This window comes from Bacteroides sp. 14(A) (assembly GCF_000526555.1).
In the GTDB taxonomy this organism is placed as follows: Bacteria; Bacteroidota; Bacteroidia; order Bacteroidales; family Bacteroidaceae; genus Bacteroides; species Bacteroides cellulosilyticus.
The window spans coordinates 550,438-572,871 of record NZ_JAGH01000002.1; the positions used below are offsets into that span (position 1 = coordinate 550,438).

Annotated in this window: 17 protein-coding genes; 15 read left to right on the forward strand and 2 right to left on the reverse strand. The window is 41.1% G+C overall.

The window, feature by feature from the left end:
* Positions 1–62 precede the first annotated feature (62 nt).
* Positions 63–2,888 carry a DNA polymerase I gene (gene polA / locus K429_RS0109825; RefSeq protein ID WP_026366779.1) on the forward strand — a complete coding sequence of 942 codons (2,826 nt, stop codon included), beginning with the start codon at positions 63–65 and terminating at the stop codon, positions 2,886–2,888.
* A gap of 18 nt (positions 2,889–2,906) precedes the next feature.
* On the opposite strand, the gene K429_RS30665 is transcribed toward polA, so the two are convergent.
* Positions 2,907–3,050 (reverse strand): hypothetical protein, encoded by a 144-nt coding sequence (locus K429_RS30665; protein ID WP_165440435.1) that lies wholly within the window; start codon positions 3,048–3,050, stop codon positions 2,907–2,909.
* A gap of 117 nt (positions 3,051–3,167) precedes the next feature.
* Between K429_RS30665 and K429_RS0109835 the strand changes: the two genes are divergently transcribed.
* The 6 genes from K429_RS0109835 to lgt all read left to right on the forward strand — a co-directional run bounded on the left by K429_RS0109835 (position 3,168) and on the right by lgt (position 8,087).
* Positions 3,168–3,560, forward strand: coding sequence for a DUF3836 domain-containing protein (locus K429_RS0109835; protein ID WP_026366780.1), 393 nt, complete (start codon positions 3,168–3,170; stop codon positions 3,558–3,560).
* Positions 3,561–3,700: 140 nt separating this feature from the next.
* Positions 3,701–4,327, forward strand: a complete 627-nt coding sequence (locus tag K429_RS0109845; protein ID WP_007216622.1) for an HD domain-containing protein — start codon at positions 3,701–3,703, stop codon at positions 4,325–4,327.
* 10 nt (positions 4,328–4,337) lie between these two features.
* The gene (locus tag K429_RS0109850; RefSeq protein WP_007216621.1) at positions 4,338–5,084 is read left to right on the forward strand and encodes a TonB family protein; all 747 of its coding nucleotides are present in this window, start codon (positions 4,338–4,340) and stop codon (positions 5,082–5,084) included.
* Between the two features lie 115 nt (positions 5,085–5,199).
* On the forward strand, positions 5,200–6,303 hold the full coding sequence (gene ychF, locus K429_RS0109855) for a redox-regulated ATPase YchF (RefSeq protein ID WP_007211200.1): 1,104 nt from the start codon (positions 5,200–5,202) through the stop codon (positions 6,301–6,303).
* A gap of 13 nt (positions 6,304–6,316) precedes the next feature.
* A complete protein-coding gene (locus K429_RS0109860) occupies positions 6,317–7,225 on the forward strand; it encodes a ketopantoate reductase family protein (RefSeq protein ID WP_022208729.1) in 909 nt (302 codons plus the stop codon).
* A 28-nt stretch (positions 7,226–7,253) separates the two neighbouring features.
* Entirely contained in the window at positions 7,254–8,087 is an 834-nt protein-coding gene (gene lgt, locus K429_RS0109865) for a prolipoprotein diacylglyceryl transferase (RefSeq protein ID WP_022208728.1), read from the forward strand.
* A gap of 50 nt (positions 8,088–8,137) precedes the next feature.
* On the opposite strand, the gene K429_RS0109870 is transcribed toward lgt, so the two are convergent.
* Positions 8,138–9,679, reverse strand: coding sequence for a hypothetical protein (locus K429_RS0109870; RefSeq protein ID WP_022208727.1), 1,542 nt, complete (start codon positions 9,677–9,679; stop codon positions 8,138–8,140).
* A 307-nt stretch (positions 9,680–9,986) separates the two neighbouring features.
* On the opposite strand from K429_RS0109870, the gene rbsK reads away from it, so the two are divergent.
* The 8 genes from rbsK to K429_RS0109910 all read left to right on the forward strand — a co-directional run bounded on the left by rbsK (position 9,987) and on the right by K429_RS0109910 (position 22,182).
* Positions 9,987–10,895, forward strand: coding sequence for a ribokinase (gene rbsK, locus K429_RS0109875; RefSeq protein ID WP_007211206.1), 909 nt, complete (start codon positions 9,987–9,989; stop codon positions 10,893–10,895).
* Between the two features lie 24 nt (positions 10,896–10,919).
* Positions 10,920–11,924 (forward strand): GRP family sugar transporter, encoded by a 1,005-nt coding sequence (locus tag K429_RS0109880; RefSeq protein WP_022392447.1) that lies wholly within the window; start codon positions 10,920–10,922, stop codon positions 11,922–11,924.
* A gap of 124 nt (positions 11,925–12,048) precedes the next feature.
* Positions 12,049–15,141 carry a TonB-dependent receptor gene (locus K429_RS0109885; protein ID WP_081750860.1) on the forward strand — a complete coding sequence of 1,031 codons (3,093 nt, stop codon included), beginning with the start codon at positions 12,049–12,051 and terminating at the stop codon, positions 15,139–15,141.
* A 12-nt stretch (positions 15,142–15,153) separates the two neighbouring features.
* Positions 15,154–16,875 (forward strand): RagB/SusD family nutrient uptake outer membrane protein, encoded by a 1,722-nt coding sequence (locus tag K429_RS0109890; protein WP_081750861.1) that lies wholly within the window; start codon positions 15,154–15,156, stop codon positions 16,873–16,875.
* A gap of 7 nt (positions 16,876–16,882) precedes the next feature.
* Positions 16,883–18,496, forward strand: coding sequence for a hypothetical protein (locus K429_RS0109895; RefSeq protein ID WP_155923396.1), 1,614 nt, complete (start codon positions 16,883–16,885; stop codon positions 18,494–18,496).
* A gap of 11 nt (positions 18,497–18,507) precedes the next feature.
* Positions 18,508–19,449, forward strand: coding sequence for a nucleoside hydrolase (locus K429_RS0109900; protein WP_026366784.1), 942 nt, complete (start codon positions 18,508–18,510; stop codon positions 19,447–19,449).
* 25 nt (positions 19,450–19,474) lie between these two features.
* Positions 19,475–20,467, forward strand: a complete 993-nt coding sequence (locus K429_RS0109905) for a nucleoside hydrolase (RefSeq protein ID WP_026366785.1) — start codon at positions 19,475–19,477, stop codon at positions 20,465–20,467.
* Between the two features lie 89 nt (positions 20,468–20,556).
* Positions 20,557–22,182, forward strand: coding sequence for a trehalase family glycosidase (locus tag K429_RS0109910; protein WP_026366786.1), 1,626 nt, complete (start codon positions 20,557–20,559; stop codon positions 22,180–22,182).
* Positions 22,183–22,434: the final 252 nt, after the last annotated feature.

A 22,434-nucleotide genomic window follows, 5' to 3' on the forward strand; every position in this document is an offset into this window, starting at 1 on the left:
AGTAATAAAACACTTAATACGGTATTTTTTTGTACTTTTACCATGAAAAAAAGGATAAATATATGAATTCTGACGATAAACTGTTTCTTCTCGATGCCTATGCATTGATATATCGCGCCTATTACGCGTTCATCAAGAGCCCTCGGATTAACTCCAAAGGGTTCAATACTTCCGCCATTCTGGGCTTTGTAAATACCCTGGAAGAAGTACTCAAAAAAGAGAACCCTACTCACATCGGAGTCGCTTTCGATCCCGCCGGACCGACCTTCCGCCATGAGGCCTACGAACAATATAAGGCACAACGTGAGGAAACTCCGGAAGCTATCCGCCTTTCCGTACCTATTATAAAGGATATTATACGTGCATACCGCATTCCCATCCTGGAAGTAGCGGGATACGAAGCCGACGACGTCATCGGCACGCTTGCCACTGAGGCAGGGCAACAAGGCATTACCACTTACATGATGACTCCCGATAAGGACTATGGCCAATTAGTATCTGAAAATGTATTCATGTACCGTCCCAAACATACCGGCGGGTTTGAGGTTATGGGAATAGAACAGGTAAAAGCTAAATTTGACATTCAGTCCACCCAGCAGGTTATTGACATGCTGGGATTAATGGGGGATGCTTCCGATAATATTCCCGGATGTCCCGGCGTCGGAGAGAAAACCGCACAAAAGCTGATCAGTGAATTCGGCAGTATCGAAAATCTTCTGGAGCACACCGATAAACTAAAAGGTGCATTGAAGACGAAAGTCGAAAATAACCGGGAAATGATTATCTTCTCCAAATTCCTTGCAACAATCAAAATCGATGTTCCCATCAAACTTGACATGAAAGCTCTCGTTCGTGAAGAACCGAATGAAGAAGAACTCAGGAAAATTTTCGAAGAATTGGAATTCCGTACACTCATTGACCGTGTACTCAAGAAGAGTAGTTCCCCCTCCCCTTCTTCCGTTGCTCCCGATCTTTTTTCACCAGGCCCGCTTTTTACTCAAAATAACGGTCCGGTTCAAGGCAATTTGTTTGAAGAATTTGCGTCCAACGGGCCGGAAGATTCCAAAAATTCAAATCTCGCGCGTTTAGAAACCATCAATGCCGACTATCAACTCATTGATACAGAAGAGAAAAGGAGCAAAATTATTAAAAAGTTGCTTACAACGAAAATTCTCTCAATAGATACAGAAACCACTTCAGCCGAACCAATGGAAGCAGAATTGGTAGGGATGAGCTTCAGCGATACCGAAAATCAGGCTTATTATGTTCCGGTTCCGGCAGAACGGGAAGAAGCGTTAAAAATAGTAAATGAGTTCCGGCCGCTCTACGAAAATGAAACTTCAATGAAAGTCGGACAAAATATCAAGTACGATATTCTTGTCCTTCAAAATTACGGGATAGAAGTGAAAGGTGAACTTTTCGACACCATGATCGCACATTACGTTTTGCAACCCGAACTTCGTCATAACATGGATTATCTGGCAGAAATTTATCTGCATTATCAAACCATCCACATTGATGAACTTATCGGCCCGAGAGGAAAGAATCAAAAGAACATGCGGGACCTTCCACCAGAAGAAGTTTACAAATATGCATGCGAAGATGCAGACATTACTTTAAAGCTAAAGAATGTACTTGAAGAAGAATTGAAGAAACAGGGGGTTGAACATCTCTTCTATGAAATAGAAATGCCGCTCGTACGCGTACTCGCCAATCTGGAAAGTAACGGGGTGCGCATTGATACCGAAGCGCTGAAACAAACCTCCGAACATTTCACTGTCCGCCTGCAAGAGATAGAAAAAGAAATCTATGAACTGGCAGAGGAAACGTTCAATATAGCTTCACCCAAGCAGGTGGGCGAAATCCTGTTCGACAAACTGAAGATTACGGATAAGGCGAAGAAAACCAAGACAGGACAATACGTCACTTCGGAAGAGGTGCTGGAAAGCCTGCGCAATAAACATGAGATTATCGGAAAGATCCTCGAATACCGTGGATTGAAGAAATTATTAGGAACATATATCGATGCTCTCCCCCTGCTGATCAATCCACGCACAGGGCGTATTCATACTTCTTTTAACCAGGCAGTCACAGCTACCGGACGACTCAGTTCCAGCAACCCGAACCTGCAAAACATTCCTATCCGCGACGAAGACGGTAAGGAAATCCGTAAAGCCTTCATTCCGGACGATGGTTGCGAGTTCTTCTCCGCCGACTATTCACAGATAGAGTTGCGCATTATGGCGCATCTAAGCGAAGATAAGAATATGATTGACGCCTTCCTCAGTGGTTATGATATCCATGCCGCCACTGCTGCTAAAATATATAAGGTAGACATAAAGGACGTCACTTCCGACATGCGTCGCAAAGCCAAGACAGCCAATTTCGGTATCATCTACGGTATTTCTATCTTTGGATTGGCAGAACGTATGAATGTGGACCGTAAAGAAGCCAAAGAATTGATCGACGGATATTTCGAAACCTACCCGCAAGTTCGTGAATATATGGATAAAAGTATTCAGATAGCACGCGAACAAGGATATGTGGAAACGATCTTCCACCGCAAACGTTTCCTACCCGATATCAACTCCCGCAACGCAACCGTACGCGGATATGCAGAGCGCAATGCCATCAATGCGCCTATCCAGGGAAGTGCAGCTGATATCATTAAAGTTGCCATGGCACGCATCTACAAACGCTTTCAAAGTAACAATCTGAAAGCAAAGATGATTTTACAGGTCCATGACGAACTAAATTTCAGCGTTCCAGAGGCTGAAAAAGAGTTTGTGCAACAAATTGTAATTGAAGAAATGGAACGCGCATATCGCATGCACGTACCCCTGAGAGCCGATTGTGGGTGGGGAAAAAACTGGTTGGAAGCCCATTAATTCCACCTATAACTTTATTTAACTTACAATCAGAAAGCAACTGAAGTAATCTGTTCGAAATACAGTTTGCTCACCATAATATCCGGCAACATCACTGCCGGATATTTTTTTGTCATCAATCTTGGCAAAAAGAAAGCATAAGAAAGCAATCATATCTGACATTTTGACTATATTTAATTCATATATGATATTTATGTCAATTAAATACGTACCTTTGCAGCGAATTCAATGACATATTGATAGAATATAGTAAGAGATAACTTAAAAACATATAGAACCATGAGAACAAAAGTATTTTTAAAAACAGTTGCTTTATCAGCAGTTATTCTTTTTAGTGCTATGGCAGCTTCTGCAGCTAACAAAAACAACCTTATTTACAATTCGGAAGAGAAAGACGGAATGATGGTTGGGCAAACCGTTTACAAGATAGACAGTGGAACTTTAGCAAACTACATGAAGTACAGCTACAAGTATGATGACCAAAAACGTATGACGGAAAGCGAAACTATGAAGTGGAACAGCCAAAAGAATACTTGGGAAAACGACCTCCGCATTTGCTATGCCTATCAGGGAAAAAGTATCACTACCACTTATTATAAATGGAACAGCAAACAAAAAGCATACGTCCTTGTACCTGACATGACGGTTACAATGGACAATCCAAGCCTGTAAATCTTACAGATACTCTCTTAAAATTCTAACAAATTGAACAAACCGAAACCTTTATAAGTTTTGTACACCAATGAAAGCCGGAATACGCGATGTATTCCGGCTTTTTTCATAACTTTGCCTTTCAAAAAAAACATCTATTTATGATACCTGCCAACCTCACCCACTACATTGAAACAGAAATCATTCCACGTTATGAGAAGTTCGACAAGGCTCATAACCTCTCGCACGTACAGGCCGTTATAGAAGAGAGCCTTTCACTTGCCAAACAGTATGATGTAAATGAAAGTATGGCATATACTATTGCCGCTTACCACGACACCGGACTTTGTCATGATCGTGCTACACATCACCTAATTTCAGGTGAGATTCTGAAGCAAGATGTCACTCTCCGCCAATGGTTTAATGAAATAGAAATAGAAACAATGAAAGAAGCGGTAGAAGACCATCGGGCATCTACGGACCATGAACCTCGGAGTATTTACGGAAAAATAGTCGCAGAAGCAGATCGCGTGATTGACCCCACTATCACTCTACGCCGCACGGTACAATACGGACTGAAACAACAACCAGAAGCAGATAAAGAATGGCACTATCAACGTTTTCATCAGCATTTAATGGACAAATATGCGCCTGGAGGATATCTGAAACTCTGGCTTCCAGACTCCAAAAATACAGAACGCCTGAAAGAACTACAAACTATTATCCTAAACGAAGAGTTGCTCAAAAAAACATTCAACAAATTATTTTCAGAAGAAAAAAACAATTAAACCTCCAATAATGAAAGCACTTTATTATAATGCCATACTTGGCATATTACTATTCTTTCCCTCATTTTTGAAAGCGCAAATCAGACCTTTTGAACCACTTAATCCAGACAGGATATTCTTTAAGGGAAAGGTTGTGGATACAGATAACAACGCTCTCCCCAAGGTAAGTATCTACATACCCGGAAGTATGCGTGGAACAATTTCAGACTCAAACGGAAATTTCTACATAGATGCCAAACCTAAAGAAACCCTATACTTTACCTATGCAGGAAAAGAAGATGCATACAGACAATTACAGGAGAAAGATACTACCGGCTTCATAGTACAAATGCAACCACGTATTCAAAGATTGAAAAATGTACATGTAAGAAAAGATAAGAAAATCATTGAAAAAGGTGAACCTTATGAAGACGACCGTGATGGTACGTTTGAACTTGTATATGCAGATGCCTATTTCCCAGATGGTGAAGAAGCTTTATACAAATTCTTCAAAGAAAACCAACAATATCCTCAGGAAGCTTTTAAGCAAGGAGAAGAAGGAGAAGTACTAATACAGTTCACTATTGATGAAAAGGGTAAAGCTACCGATCCTAAAATCCTCCGGAGTGTATCACCAATGCTGGATCAAGAGGCAAAACGCCTCGTTCTTTCCATGCCAGCTTGGAAGCCTGCCAGACAAAGAGGTTTGTGTGTAGAAAGTACCTTTATATTGCCTGTCTATTTCCATATAGATATATGGAAACAATATACAGAATAACGCTACATAGCATTGAAAGACATAGGACAACGTTAATTAAAACCTAATCTTTTATCAGATAAACAGAAGAATACCTATCTTTGCAGCAAGAAAATAAGTAATAACAAAATAGATAATGGCTTTACAATGTGGTATTGTTGGTTTGCCGAACGTAGGTAAATCAACACTTTTCAACTGTCTGTCAAACGCAAAAGCGCAGGCAGCAAATTTTCCTTTCTGTACAATAGAACCGAATGTAGGTGTAATCACCGTACCCGATGAGCGCTTGAATAAGCTCGCCGACCTGGTACATCCGCAACGAATTGTCCCCACTACAGTGGAAATCGTGGATATCGCCGGATTGGTAAAAGGTGCCAGCAAAGGTGAAGGATTAGGTAATAAATTTCTCGCAAATATCCGAGAAACAGACGCTATCATCCATGTGCTGCGTTGCTTCGACGACGAAAACGTGACACATGTAGACGGAAGCGTAAACCCCGTACGTGACAAGGAAATCATCGATTATGAGCTTCAACTGAAAGACCTTGAAACCATCGAGTCACGCATACAGAAAGTACAAAAGCAAGCGCAGACCGGTGGAGACAAGACCGCTAAACTGGCCTATGACGTACTGGTAAAGTACAAAGAAGCACTGGAGCAAGGCAAATCAGCACGCACCGTAGTCTTTGAAACTAAAGATGAGATAAAACTTGCCCGCGAACTCTTCCTGCTGACTTCCAAACCTGTGATGTACGTATGCAACGTAGATGAAGCAAGTGCTGTAAAAGGTAATAAATACGTAGATATGGTACGGGAATCCGTCAAGGATGAGAATGCCGAAATATTAGTGGTAGCCGCCAAAACAGAAGCGGATATTGCCGAACTGGAAACTTATGAGGATCGCCAGATGTTCCTCGAAGAAGTAGGACTGGAAGAGTCAGGTGTAAGCCGCCTCATCAAGTCAGCCTACAGCCTGCTGAACCTGCAAACTTACTTCACTGCCGGTGTACAAGAAGTACGTGCCTGGACGTATGAAAAAGGCTGGAAAGCTCCGCAATGCGCCGGCGTTATCCATACAGACTTCGAGAAGGGCTTCATTCGCGCTGAAGTTATCAAGTACGAAGACTTTCTGCAATATGGCAGCGAAGCTGCTGTAAAAGAAGCCGGAAAGCTAGGCGTGGAAGGAAAAGAATACATAGTGCAGGATGGCGATATCATGCACTTCCGGTTTAACGTATAATCAATTACAGGTTATGAAATATCTCATAGCCGGTACAGGCGGCGTAGGAGGCAGTATCGCCGCTTTTCTTTCTCTTGCCGGGAAAGATGTGACTTGTATAGCCCGCGGCGAACACTTGACTGCCATACGCGAACATGGATTGCGTCTGCACTCTGATCTGAAAGGTGAACATACACTACCGGTAAAAGCATATACTGCCGAAGAATATAACGGCAGTGCCGATGTCATTTTCGTATGTGTCAAAGGCTATTCGGTTGATTCTATCACTGACCTGATCAAGCGTGTATCGCATAAAGACACTATTGTCATCCCTATTCTCAATGTATATGGGACAGGCCCGCGCATTCAGCGCCTTGTACCCGGAGTAACGGTACTGGACGGCTGTATTTATATTGTCGGTTTCGTATCAGGTAAAGGTGAAATTACCCAGATGGGAAAGATATTCCGCTTGGTTTACGGAGCACATAAAGACACGGTTGTTCCCCGTGGAACGTTGGAGGCTGTTCGGCAGGATTTAGAAGAAAGTGGCATCAAAGCAGAGATATCTCCGGACATCAATCGGGATACCTTTGTGAAGTGGTCTTTCATCTCTGCCATGGCTGTTACCGGAGCTTATTACGATGTGCCTATGGGCGAAGTACAAAAGCCTGGTAAGGTTCGGGATACATTCATTGGTCTTTCAGAAGAAAGTGCCGCTTTGGGCCGGAAATTGGGTATTGAGTTCAAAGAAGACATTGTGGAGTATAACCTCAAAGTAATCGACAAACTTGCCCCGGAAAGTACCGCCTCCATGCAGAAGGATATAGCCAAAGGACATGAAAGCGAAGTACAAGGACTGCTATTCGATATGATTACTGCTGCTGAGGAACAAGGAATCGACATTCCGACGTATCGGATGGTGGCGGAGAAGTTCAGAAGTTGAAACAATAAACTTAATAAAAAAATATATTATGCTTCCATTACTCAGCATCAATTGGGACCCAAACCCCGAACTATTCAATCTGTTCGGTCATATTCCCGTACGCTATTATGGTCTGTTATGGGTCATCGGTATCGCCTGTTCCTATTTCGTAGTCCGCTACCAGTACAGAGACAAAAAAATCGGCGATGACAAGTTTGAACCGCTGTTCTTTTACTGCTTTTTCGGCATCCTCATCGGAGCACGCCTGGGGCATTGCCTGTTCTATCAGCCGGAATACTATCTTCATCATTTCTGGGAGATGATATTGCCTATACAGTTCCTGCCCGATGGAGGTTGGAAATGGACCGGCTATGCAGGTCTCGCCAGTCATGGAGGCACGCTGGGGCTGATGATAGCCCTATGGCTGTACTGCCGCAAGATGAAAATGCACTATATGGACGTATTGGACATGATTGCCGTAGCAACTCCTATCTGCGCCTGCTTCATCCGCCTTGCCAATCTGATGAATTCTGAAATTATCGGCAAAGCGACTGATGTGCCTTGGGCATTTGTATTCGAACGGGTAGATATGCTTCCCCGGCATCCGGCACAGCTTTACGAAGCAATCGCCTACTTCATTTTCTTCCTGCTGATGATTTTCCTGTATAAGAATTACGGCAAGAAGCTGCATCGTGGTTTCTTCTTCGGACTCTGTCTGACAGAAATTTTTGTATTCCGCTTCTTCGTAGAATTCCTGAAAGAGAATCAGGTAGATTTCGAGAATAGCATGTCACTGAATATGGGACAATGGCTCAGTGTTCCGTTTGTAATCATAGGAGTGTATTTCATGTTCTTCTACGGAAAGAAGAAAACACAGAAATAAAAGAAAAATGAGGATGTATCAGACACGATTCTGATGCATGCTCATTTACACTATTTACGTTGCCACTTACTCTTCGAGGCATGCTCCCGCTTCAGAATATCACTTAAGGGAACTTCAAATATCTTGGCCTCAACCCATGCCACAAAATCGAACTTACGTAAAATCTGAGTCTCATATTTATCCGCATACAAAGTATGAACCTCTTCCGCCATGCTTTCCCATATTCTCGCTCGCTTTTTCCGATTCGTATCAACGAAAGAGTAATTCAGAAATTTAAGCAGAAATGATTCTACCTTCAGATTATACCCTTTGTTTTTGGACATTTCCCGCTTAATAGAGCGAACTTCGGACTGGATATAGTCTACATCCCCCAACTCATAATGAATCATCACATTCACGATCCTAATGGTGCGAAACAGTGGCAGAGAATATAGGTGTCCTCTCCCGATAGTCGTACTCAACCGTTTCCGGGCTTTCCTGTACTCCCCGTTCCCCAAATGGATCAAGGCGACATACAAGGACATTTCCGCCTGTTGCTGTTCTTTTAATAAGGCCATTTTATCAATCAGTGAAGCCTGATGTTCAGCAATCCACAAACCCGCCTGTTCAAACTCTCCTCTATCGATATAGGAAAATAGCCTGTATATGAATATCACATAAGTTACATTCAACTGAAAACTCGATGACGGTGAAGACAGTTTCTCCAACTTCCCTATAAAGTAATCCATACCCTCATAATTATGCATAATGCGAAGACTCTCTAACATTCCTTCTACAGTCATCAGATAATATACCGGAGGATTATTCCACAGATGCGTATTCTCCTCGAACAGCTTGTTCAGTTCCACAAACGAATTGAAGGCTGCTCTGTAATCTCCCACCATCATAAAGTAATTGGCCTGAAAAAGCTGGTGGTTTTTCTTTATCTCAAAGTTTTCGACGCCTGCACTTGCCACGATACTGATCTCACTCGTCACCAGATCATCCAACTTCTGTGTTTCCTCCAATGATCGTGAAGCTCCCCTATTAAGCATTCTCAACTTCAATAACTCATGCAATGAAGACTGTTCATTCAGCTGCCTGATATTCTTTAGGGTATTATTCATCTTATATTGCTTGTTCAGGAGCTTCTTTTCATCCACCTCTTCGAAATCCAGAGTCAAGAGATAATTCAGTTCCAGCCTTTGCGCCACAAGCAGTGCAAAATGATTCTCATAATAGACAGCTTTTTCCTTCACTTTTTTCAGTACCTGGAAGCACTCCTGATACATTGATTTCTCATACAACACCCTGGCATGCAGCAGCTCATTGAATAACAGATAATAGCTATCCTGCTCTGTTCTCAGTTTTGTCAATATCTCTATCAGCAGATCAAACAGGTAAATAACCACCGTATTGAAAGAAGAAGTAGGTTTTGCTTTCAGAAAGCATTGTTTCAACTCCTCAGGATCGCTTATCTTCTTATCATCAATCAACCTGAAAAGAAAAATATAATCTTTCTCCGGCTTATTGGATATATACATGGAGAACTCTTTCTTCTCTTGTTTCGTGAGACTATTAATCAATTGAATGAGTGATTCGGACTTCAACATAGCATTAGCAGATTTATAAAAACACATCTTAACGAAAGCAAGGTAGAGAAAAAAACGAAAGAAAGCAATCTTTTCATGGAATAATATAGCTTTTACCTATATTACAAATATTAAAATAAAGCATATAACACAAATACAAACAGATGTATATCAACTATTTAACACATCAATTAACAGAATTATATAATTTTACCAGTATTATATTTGTGCTCTTTTTGTTTGCTTATGTATTATGTATCGCATACTTTTGGCATAGAAAAAGAAAGCACAGTTCCCGATTATTTAATCTTAAACTAATAAAATAGCCATGAGCAAAAATATTATTGTAATAGGTAGTTGTAATACAGATATGGTCATCAAAGCTGACCGTCTTCCCGTACCGGGAGAAACAATCATAGGTGGTAGTTTCATGATGAATCCCGGAGGCAAAGGAGCCAACCAAGCTGTAGCTGCTGCCAGACTAAAGGGGAATGTACACTTCATTGCCAAAACCGGAAACGACCTGTTCGGCAAACGTTCCATAGAACAATATGAAGACGAAGGAATCCATGTTGAAAATATCTATTCAGATCTCACACTTCCTTCAGGTGTAGCGCTAATTATGGTGGATATGAATGGAGAAAACAGCATCGCCATCGCTTCCGGAGCCAATGGTTCATTGAGTCCCGAAGACATCCGGAAGGCACAGCCTACCATTGAAAAAGGTGACATCTTGTTGATGCAACTGGAAATTCCCATAGAAACAGTGGAATATGCCGCTCAGATAGCCAGCGAACAGGGTATCAAAGTAATCCTGAATCCGGCACCCGCCCGGGCACTCTCCAACAAATTATTACAGAACCTGTATATGATCATTCCCAATGAAACGGAAGCTGAAATACTCTCGGGAATCAAAGTGACCGATTGGGAAAGCGCCCGTAGAGCCGCGGATATTATCAGTGCCAAAGGAGTGGATATCGTGGTTATCACTCTTGGTTCCAAAGGAGCACTGATTAAAGAGAAAGATACATTTCATGAAGTGCCCGTACCCAAAGTTAAAGCCGTAGACACTACAGCAGCGGGAGACACTTTCTGCGGTGCATTGTGCGTCGCTTTATCCGAAGATGTAGATGTGTTGAATGCAGTTAAATTCGCAAATAAATGTGCATCCATCACTGTGACCCGAATGGGAGCCCAGCCCTCCCTACCCTATCGTAAAGAAATTGATGTTTTATAAATAGTAATTTAAAAATCTAATACCATGTTTATAGTCGACAGTTATTCATTAGCAGTTATTTTCTGCGTTGTCACGATGCTTTGTTGGGGTTCGTGGGGTAATACACAGAAACTTGCCGGGAAAACCTGGCGTTACGAATTATTCTACTGGGATTACGTAATCGGTATCCTTGCCTTCTCTCTCCTCTTAGGTTTCACCCTGGGCAGTACGGGAGATGCCGGACGCGGTTTTGTTGAAGATTTGAAGCAGATCAGTATGGAGAACTATGCAAGCGCTTTTGCAGGAGGCGTCATATTCAATCTGTCCAACATCCTCTTATCAGCTTCCGTTTCTATGGCAGGGCTTACGGTAGCATTCCCCTTAGGAGTCGGCATAGCCTTGGTATTAGGTGTTTTCGTCAATTATTTCGGTGAGCCTAAAGGTGATGCAGTAATTCTGTTCAGTGGTGTGGCACTCGTTGTATTAGCCATAATCTTTAATGCCATAGCTGCCGGAAAGATGAATCAGAAAGGAAGCAGCATCAATAAGAAAGGGATTATCATTGCCATTATAGCCGGTGTACTGATGTCTTTCTTCTATCGGTTTGTTGCTGCCGCCATGGACTTGAACAATTTTGAGTCACCTACCCCCACAATGGCTACTCCATATTCAGCATTCTTTATATTCGCAATAGGTATCTTCATAAGCAATTTCATTATCAATACCATCGTGATGAAAAAGCCGTTTGTAGGTACTCCCGTGAGCTATAAGGAGTATTTCCAAGGCAAGTTCAGCACACACATGGTCGGAGTGCTGGGAGGAGCTATTTGGGGATTGGGTACGGCTCTCAGTTATATTGCAGCAGGAAAAGCCGGTGCAGCTATTTCCTACGCACTAGGACAAGGAGCACCCATGATTGCAGCCTTGTGGGGCATATTTATCTGGAAAGAATTCAAAGGCTCTTCCCGTGCGGTAAATATTCTTCTGGCCTGCATGTTCGTTCTGTTTATATCCGGTTTAGGAGCAATTATTATCTCCGGAGCTAATTAACCGGCTCCTCACTCTTATTTATAAACGCTTTCTTTTTCTACCTCTCACGGAGTGAAAAAGGAGGAAAATTGCTTCAACCATATATCTAATTCAAACAGTAATATTAATTTTAATAATATGACTCATGAAAACACTCAAATTAGGCATTAATTTATGCCTACTATTTTCATTGATTCTCATGATAATGCCGCAAAAGGCTTTGGCTGAGAATTATTTAACTGATCAGAATACAGCTACCGTCAAAGGAAAAGTTACGGATAGTGAGAAAATCCCTCTCCCCGGAGTTGTTATTACGTTGAAAAACCATGAGAAATATGCCACAACGGATTTAGACGGAAATTTTGCGATAACAGGAATTTCCGACTTAAATTCCGCAACCTTGGTATTTACTTGCGTAGGAATGACGACACAAGAAATCGTGTTGAAAGGGAAAACGTACATCAATGTTATCATGAAAGACAACATTGTTGAGCTCGGAGAAGTAGTGGCCATTGGCTATGGCAGTGTCAAAAAGAGCGACCTGACAGGAGCCGTAGCTTCTGTAAAAGGTGACAAACTGACTCAAACCAGTTCCAGAGATGTACTTAGTGGACTTCAAGGGAAAATGTCCGGTGTAAATATCACACTGAATTCAGGAGCTCCGGGTGAAAACGCTACTGTCAGAATCAGAGGTGTAGGAACCATCAATAACAGCAATCCGATTTATGTCGTTGATGGTTTTCAGATCAGTGACATCAACTATCTGGGGGTTAATGATATTGAGAATATAGAAGTATTAAAAGATGCCTCTGCAACTTCCATATATGGTTCACGAGGTGCTAATGGAGTTATCCTCATCACTACCAAAAAAGGTGGAAAGGATCAATTTCATGCAAACGGCAGCTATAGTATTGGATTCCAATCTGCCAGCAAGAAAATAGACATGCTCAATGCCTGGCAATTTGCAACTTTGTACAGGGAAGCCTACGCTAACTCAAATGTATCCCTGTCTGCAGCAGATGATGCTATTACCCAATATGTCATAGATAATCATTACAAAGGAACAGATTGGCAAGATAAAGTCTTCAAAGAGATGACTCCGGTACATAATGCCGAGCTAAGCCTTTCCGGCTCCAGTGGTAAGAATTCTTATCTTTTGTCTTTGCTTTACACGCATAATGAAGGTCTCGTCAAATACAATGACTTTTCAAAGTTCAATATCAGATTGTATAATAACTACGAGTTCTCAAAACACGCCAAATTAGAAGCAGATATTTCATATTCTACTTCCCAAAAGCATGATATCAATGGCAGTGTACTGACATCCGCTTTATACATGGATCCGATAGCTGCAGCATGGAATACTAACACCAACAATTACGGTTCCAAGACTTTTAGCCAGATCGAAGCGACTAACCCGGCACTATTGATAGATAACTCTCAATACGACAATATGTCAGATGTAAACCGTCTGGTAGCCAATTTTGCATTATCATTTACTGACCTTTTTGTGAAAGACCTGTCACTGACTTCACGTTTCGGTTATGACAAACAAACCACCAGAGGAAAAGGCTTCTATCCGGAATACTATGTCGACCAAAATACGTATAATCAAGAAAGTAGCTTATACGAAAGTTTCCAATGTGGAACCTCCTGGTTATGGTCTAACTACCTGTCTTACAGCAAAAAGATAAATAATCACTCTATTGATGGTATGGCCGGAATGGAAATGCAAAAATTCACCAATAGATACGCATATGGAATCGCATATGATATCCCATACGATCCCAATCAGCAATATTTCGACCTCGCAGGCAATCAAGAAAGAAAAGGAATAAAAGGAAACTATTCCGAATCAGCCTTATTGTCTTTCTTTGCTCGTGTCAACTATAAATTCCTGAATCGATACTTATTGACTGCCACCATACGTAGTGACGGAAGTTCCAAATTCGTAGGTAGTAACCGATGGGGATATTTCCCGTCCGTAGCAGTAGCATGGGATATCAAGAAAGAAAATTTCTTAGCCAATGTAGACGTTATTTCCGGATTGAAGCTACGGGCAGGATGGGGTATTGTAGGTAATCAGAACTCTCTGGATAATCCCTATGTATACGCATCTACCATAACTTCACAAAGTAATAATTATGTTCTGAACAATACGATTGTAAACGGGTATTATCCGGCAGAATTAGCTAATAAAGATATCAAATGGGAAAGTACAGAAACCTTCAACATAGGCCTGGACTTCTCTCTGTTTAATAATCGCTTGGATGCTTCCTTTAATCTATTCCAAAATACTACTAGAGATATGATAGCCACTCCTTTGGCACCAATGTACGTAGGCTACAATGCAGTACCTTCCAATATTGGTTCCATGAGAAACAGAGGTATCGAATTCTCAGTGGGGTATAAACAGAATATCAGAGACTTTTTCTTTGATGTAAATTGGAACATTACTTCAGTAAAAAATAAAGTACTGAGTTTAGGCACATCCACAGCCATCCGTGCTGGAAGTCTTCCCCGCCTTGACCCGACCACTTACACAGACGTCGGTACTGAAATCGGTGCTTTCTATGGCTTAGCTACCAATGGAATCTTTACTAAAGAAAGCTTGGATAAACTTCATGCTGAATATCCGGGTTATCAACCTACTGCGCAACCTGGTGATGTATGGTTTGTTGATGCAAACAATGACCACCGTATTGATAAGAATGACGACCGTCAATACTTAGGCAGTGCTATTCCCGACTTTGTTTCAGGACTTAATATCTACTTAAAGTGGAAAAATTTCGATTTGAATTGTTATCTGTTAGGCTCCTATGGAAATGAAATTGTAAATGGACAATATGTTTACATCAACGGTTCCAACATAAAGAGTAACTGGAGTGCAAGAATGTGGAACCGCTCTACCAAAGACAATATCACCAATATCCCCCGTCTGGATGTAGCTGATATAAACGGAAATACAAGTACCTTCTCCGATCTGTTCGTTGAAGATGGCAGTTATCTGAGAATGAAAAACATCCAGATAGGATACAATCTTCCCAAGAGTATCTGCGAAAAGATAAAGATGTCAGATATCAGATTTTATGTCTCCGCAGATAATCTGTTCACTATAACAGGCTATACAGGTTGGGATCCTGAACCTGTTTCATTCGGAACACTCAATGGCGGAGTAGACTATGGTACTTACCCCTTATCCAGAGTTATTTCATTGGGTGCTAATATTAAATTTTAAAATCATAAGGTTATGAAAAAACAATTTATACATATAGTGCGCAAAGGAACAACTTCCTTAATTATGCTATTACTCGTATCCTCATGTAGCTTTCTAGATATCGATCCGACAGCTATTCGAACAGGTGATAGCTTCATGAATGATGAAACTAATGCGGAATTAGCCATAAATGCAGCATACAACAGTTTAGCCTCTCATGAAAGATGGAGTGATGGTTTACTGGAATCACACTCTTTCTACATCGGTGAAATCATGGCTGACTTTGCAGAAATGGGATCTCACAAAGGGGACTTTGATGATTTAGAAAGAATGATAGAATGGCGTCCATACACGGATGAAATTATCTTATATTGCACCTGGAAGAGATGTTATGATGGTATTTATCGTTGTGATTACGTCCTTGAAAACATTGGAGAAGCTCCTATATCAGAATCCTTAAAACAACGTATAGAAGGCGAAGCATATTTCTTGAGAGCAATGAATATTTTAAGATTAACAACGATGTTCGGAAGCATACCTATTACAGAAGGAATCATACCCACTGAATCGTATGGTAAGATTCCTCAAAAGAACCTGCATGAATGCTTTGAAATAGCAGCCAGTCATTTTGAAAAAGCAATAGACAGGCTTCCTACCAAGAATCAATATGAAAGCAAAAACATAGGAAGAGCTACCAAAGGAGCCGCTCAAGCCATGCTTGCACGTTTATACATGCTACAGGAAGGTATGGATAAAGATTGCCAGATTGCAGCCTGGGATTCTGTATACAAATATACAGACTTGGTCATCAAGTCCGGAGAATACAATTTAGCCAATAACTACGCTACCATCCATGAACCGGAAGGAGAAAACAATATCGAATCTATTTTCGAAATCCAGTTCGGTAGTTCTTCCGTGCTGAACAGCGGATCGGGAACCTCCCGCGAAGACATTGGTACTACATCACAAATTCGTTGTGGTATACGTTCTGCACAAAACGAAGGTTTACCTGGTGGATGGGGATATTACCAGCCCAGCCAACTACTGGTTGATGAATTTGAAGATAAAGATCCAAGATTAACCTGTACGGTATATGGTCCCAACTATAACGATGGTATTGTATACGGCATGAAACGTAATTATGACTTATCCGACATGCAATCAGAATACTATAACAGACACCTAGCCATAGATCCTGAACTTGAAGCTAAGGATCTGATGACAGCTACCAGCAACAGCTCACGCAACGTCAGGGTAATCCGGTATGCCGATGTGCTGTTAATGAATGCAGAAGCAGCTTATCATCAAGGCAAAGAATCCGAAGCTTTAGATAAACTTGAGATGGTCAGACAAAGAGCCAGAAACAGTACATTTGCAAAAGGCTTTGTTTTGGGGAAAGGAAGTACATACGTAAATACCGGATATTCAAACAACTTACCTAAAGTGACAACAACAGGTCAGGAATTATTGGAAGCCATTTGGCATGAAAGAAGTGTAGAACTGGCACTGGAAGACATGAGATATTGGGATCTGGTACGTACCGGCAGATATTTAGACCGACTGGATATAGTAAGAGCTACCTCCAAAGATCCTACTGCTACCGAACTGCGCTTTGCCAATATAGACCTACGGGCCAATTGCACCGCAAGATGTATTCAGGGTCCCAGAGGTGTAAAGGATATTCCAATCTTTCCGCTTCCCGGTGAAGAAGCAATCAAATGGAATCTGACCCAGATTATTGACCTTTATAAATAATGCAATTATGAAATGCAATAAATTAATATACACAGCTCTCGTCCTGCTTTGCTTAGGCTGTGCAGACGAACAGAAATGGACTGATGATTATGATATCAACTTTCCTGCTCCTACGATAGAAACCATAGACCGTACTAAAGTAGAAGTAGGTGATACCTTACATCTGACAGGTTTCTTCGAGAAATTGACTACAGCAACAATTGGAGACGGATATACGAAAATTGTATCCATATCCGAAGATTACAAAACAGCCAAACTATTAGTAACCGAATCATGCATATCCGGCAAACTTGTATTACAGAATATCTATAAGCAAAAATATACCCACCAGGTGAACATAACGGTTGAGAACAGTGGAATTATTGAGATACCTAAAGAAATCACAATCCTAGACTTCTCCAATACTAAATTCTCTCCGTATTGGACTAAGTCGACTTGGACTGAAGCCAAAAACTTTGAGTCCGAAGGCTATGATCTGAACCCGATAGCCCCGCCTACTGGTTATGACCATTTCTACTCAATGAATGATACTACTTTATTCCCACCGAATGAACCTGCAGGACAAGGAGGCAACATCCCTTATGGAAACTATACCTACGACAATGACGGAAATGGCTTTAACATTGCTCAATATGCCGACCCCTATGTATCTGTACTGATCAATACCGGAAACGATATAGCCTACCTCAGCCTTGTTATCAATGATGAAGTCAAAGATTTCGATCCTTCACATTCTGTAGGGGGTACTTTTGCCAATGGAGAAAAAAAGCACTATATGAAGACTGACAATAAATGGTTATGGTATTCTTTCTCTTTAAAAAGCATGTTAGGCAAAGACTTACCTAATACTATAAAAAGCGCAGGATTGTTCATTCGGAACAGTTGGGACTACGGAGCAGATATTTATCCAGGCTTCCAGCTGAATATTGCAAAGATGGTTATTACGGACGGAGCACTTCCTCGCAAAATTGTACTCTTCGACTTTGAAGACGGCGAACCGGAAACCACAACTGAAGTGACCTCTTGGGCTAGCGATCTTCTTTCGCTCTATGGACGAGATCTAAGTAATTTTTCAATAGTACCTTCCGGAACACATTACTATTCGATGATTAATCACCATGATGAGAACTTTAAAAGCTATAAATTTGCTATTAAGAACGATAACAACGGGGTAGGTTTCAACTTAAGTGAGATGAAGGCTCCCTATCTGACGTTCGCTGTAAACACCGGAGAGCATAGCGGCTTTATCGATTTTGTATTTTACCAAGCAGCATCCGGCAATAAAGAAGGAGAACCATGGGCTGATCCAGGATGTAATAATAGTGCCCTGGAAGTTTATCCGGAAGCAACAGCACAAGAAAATGTCATGGGGTTCTATTTTGATACAAAAGAGAAATGGGAATGGCGTACATATGACCTCATAAAATTACTGAAAGGAGTGGAAGAATGGGGATTACAAGGCGGAGCCTATCCCAACTTTAAGGAAAAGTTCGATTACGTGCTGATTTGGCCACGGGATGGTTGGAATAACGATCTGGCATCCGGCAGATATGAAATGAATATAGATTATGTTATCATTACGGATGGACTACCCACTGGATTACCTACTCTAAACAAATAAATACAGTATATATGAAATACATAGCATTCTTATGTTGCCTGTTTAGCTTTTGCAGCTGCGCAGCAGATACACCTTCGGAACCTGAAGGTGGCGGAAAAGAGGAGCCGGTAAAAATCATCTTCGATACCGATATGTGTTTTGATGTGGACGATGTAGGAGCATTAGCCGTACTACACGCATACGCTGATCAACATAAAGCAGAAATTCTGGCTGTATGTTTCAATGAAACACATAAGGACGGCGCAGCAGCCATCGACGCCATAAATACTTGGTATGGACGTGGAGAAATTCCGATAGGGATATACAAAGGGCAACTCGAAGATCCTGATCAGTCTAAATATCTATCTTATCTTGCAAAATATCCTCACGACACACCTGATGATATCAACAAGATAAAAAGTTCCCTAGACGTATATGTAGAAACACTGTCCGGACAGCCGGATCAGTCCGTTACCATTATCAGTATCGGATTTCTGAATAACCTGGAATTACTTTTGAGCAGTCATAAAGATTTAGTTGCCCAGAAGGTAAAAAAAGTGGTTGCTATGGGAGGACTTATAAAAGATGATTTTAATTTTGTACGCCATAATCTTGTGTCAACGACAGAAAAGGTATTGAAAGAGTGGCCTACCCCCATCATAATAACCCAATTAGGCGGAGATGTATATACGGGAGCCTGTTTAGAAACAGAACCTGATTCGCCAGTCAGAGAGGCTTATTACAGATGGTTTGACAACAAGTTTGAAGGAAGGTGCAGTTGGGACTCATATGCTGTATTATATGCAGTTAGAGGAAAAGATTTCTTTGAAGAAAAATGGGATAGTTACATCGTCCTGCAAAATGGCGTAACCCTAGACATGGAAGAAGGGCGTTTACATTACATAGCTCCCTTATTCACACCGAAAGAATATCAGCATGTCATCGACTATTTAATCTGTAGAAAGAACATATAAAGTATAACTTTAAAAAAGAGGAATTATGAAAATGAAAACAATCTGTATCCTGTTCATCAGCATACTTTGTCTATGTGCCGGATGCAAACAAGCAGAGAACCCACATAAGATCGATATAATCTTCGATACGGATGCCAATAATGAGCTTGACGACCAACATGCACTTGCCTATCTGATGCTGAATGATGATGTATTCAATATTTTAGGTATCACCACCAATGCAACCCGGAATGGAGGAGATATTGGTGAACATTACAAGGAAGCCGAAAGAGTCATCAAACTGTGTAATCGTGAAGAATCAATCAAGCTCCTGATTGGCGCAGAAGGTTCATTCGGAGAAATAAAAGACTTTCTGGACCTCACTGACTACGACGGACATCAATCAGTAGATTTCATTATTGAGCAGGCTCATAAGTATTCTAAGGAGAATAAATTACCCATTTTAGCCGTAGGTAAGTTAACCAACATAGCTTTGGCACTAAAGAAGGACCCAAGTATTACCGATAACATACGACTAATCTGGTTAGGATCAAATTATCCCGGTCCCGGTGAATACAATTTGGAAGATGATGTTCCTTCCATGAATTACGTATTGGAAAGCGGCATCCACATCGAACTGGTACCGGCACGCTACAATGAACCAAGCGGAACGGATGCTGTAAAAGCAAGTCTGGAAGAAATCCAAAAAATAATGCCTGGTTTGGGTCCGAAAGCTAAAGCTCCCGTTATAGGGCGCCATGGAGAGAGCTTTACTAACTTTGGCGACTATTCCGTCAACTTGTTCAGTAATGCTGAATGTCATGGAGATCCCCCTTCAAGAGCTCTATTCGATATGGCTGCGGTCGCTATCGTTAAGAATCCGGAATGGGCACATACCCAGACAATTCCCTGCCCGATCATGGAGAATAATATCTGGATAGAGCGCCCCGATAATCCCCGAAAAATTTTCTTGTGGGAGAATTTCGATAAGGATGCTATAATCAGTGACTTCTATTCTACATTAAAGAATAAACAATAATCATTATCAGAAGGAACTGCCTCAACATCCTCAATCTGGCAGTTCCTTCTCTCTTTTCAATTACAAGTTATATGAGAATACAATTGTTTATGAAAAGCTTTATAGCCATTACAACCATCTGCATAGCAGGAGCCTGTTCACAATTTAGAAAAAATCCCGTACTAGAAAGCTTTATTCTGACTCCTCCACAGCAATTATATGGTCCGCTATTTCAAGACATTCTGATAAACGACTCGCTATTCGGTCCCAACTGCTTATTTGCCGATTCCAAAGACTTCCTAGATTGTACTCCCAAACGCCCGATGAAAGAAATCCTGGACAATTACCACTCCTTTGCTGGAAAACAAGATTACCGCCTAATGGAACAATTCATTAAGCAGAACTTCAACCTTGTCTCAACAACACCTGCATTTACCGACAGCAGTGACATAGATACTCACATCAAAAAGCTATGGACAGCACTGCATCGGGAAGCCAACTTACCTGCCCATTCCAGTACATTAATTCCTCTAGATCATGCCTACATTGTACCGGGAGGGCGCTTTCGTGAGATTTATTACTGGGACAGCTATTTCACAATGCTAGGTTTATTTGCAGATAATGAAACTGCAATGGCAGAAAGTATGATCCAGAATTTTGCAGATTTGATTGATAAGTTAGGTTTCATCCCCAATGGTAATCGCAGCTACTATGCAGGCCGTTCGCAACCTCCCTTCTTTTCACACATGATAGAAGCTCTAGCAGCCAACAAATCGTCAGATCAACCGTACACAACATATATCACCCAACTCCAAAAAGAATATGATTTCTGGATGCAAGGGCGTGAAAGCTTATCTGACGAAAATCCAGATAGTCTCCATTGTATCCGGATGAAAGGTGGTGAAGTCCTGAATCGCTATTATGATCACTTTGACACGCCACGCGAAGAAATGTATCGTAATGATATAGAAACCGCCGGACAATTAAAGATGAACCAGCCTCATCTGAATGAAAAGCAACTATATCGCAACCTGCGTTCAGGTGCAGAATCAGGTTGGGATTTCTCAAGTCGTTGGCTCAAAGATTACAATAATCTATATTCCATCCACACAATAGACATTATTCCTGTCGATCTAAATTGTCTGTTATATCATTTGGAAAAAAGTCTGGCAAAAGCTTACCGGCTAACTAATAAACCCGAAGAAGCCAACAGGTACATAACATTCTCAGAAGCCCGCAAGACTGCAATCTTAAAATACTGCTGGAATGAGAAGAAGAAATTCTTCATGGACTACAACTGGTGTACACAACAAATGACAGATAATTTCTCATTGGCAGGTGTTTATCCGTTATATACCAAAATTGCCACGAAAGAACAAGCACAAGCTGTAGCAGATAAAATTGTAAAAGATTTCTTAAAATCCGGTGGAGTGACAACCACCCTCTATCAAACAGGTCAGCAATGGGATGCGCCCAACGGTTGGGCACCACTACAATGGGTTACTTATATAGCTCTCAGAAATTATCATCACACGGAGATAGCCGATACCTTACGAACCCGCTGGATGACCATGATTAAGACTGTATACAATCACACTCATAAATTGTTAGAAAAGTATGATGTAGTTCATTTACAAGATACCGGTGGCGGAGAATATCCCAATCAAGATGGATTTGGATGGACCAATGGGGTATATCGTGCTTTTGCTATTGCAAATAAGAAAGATTTTCCTTGACTATACATAAAAGCAATAATCATCCGACAGTATATTTAAACCCAGTTGATCAGGTTCAATAGCACACCATGTATCAGTACGTGGAATAGAAATACAGGCATAGCCATACGTAGTGCATGCTTCATAACTATTTGTAGAATTAGTATTCCGTCCTATACCTGCAAATATAAAAATTTTATATTTGCATCCACAAATCCTCTTCATTATCAATTACACCAATTCACACGGATTATCTGATATGATTCATTTTTA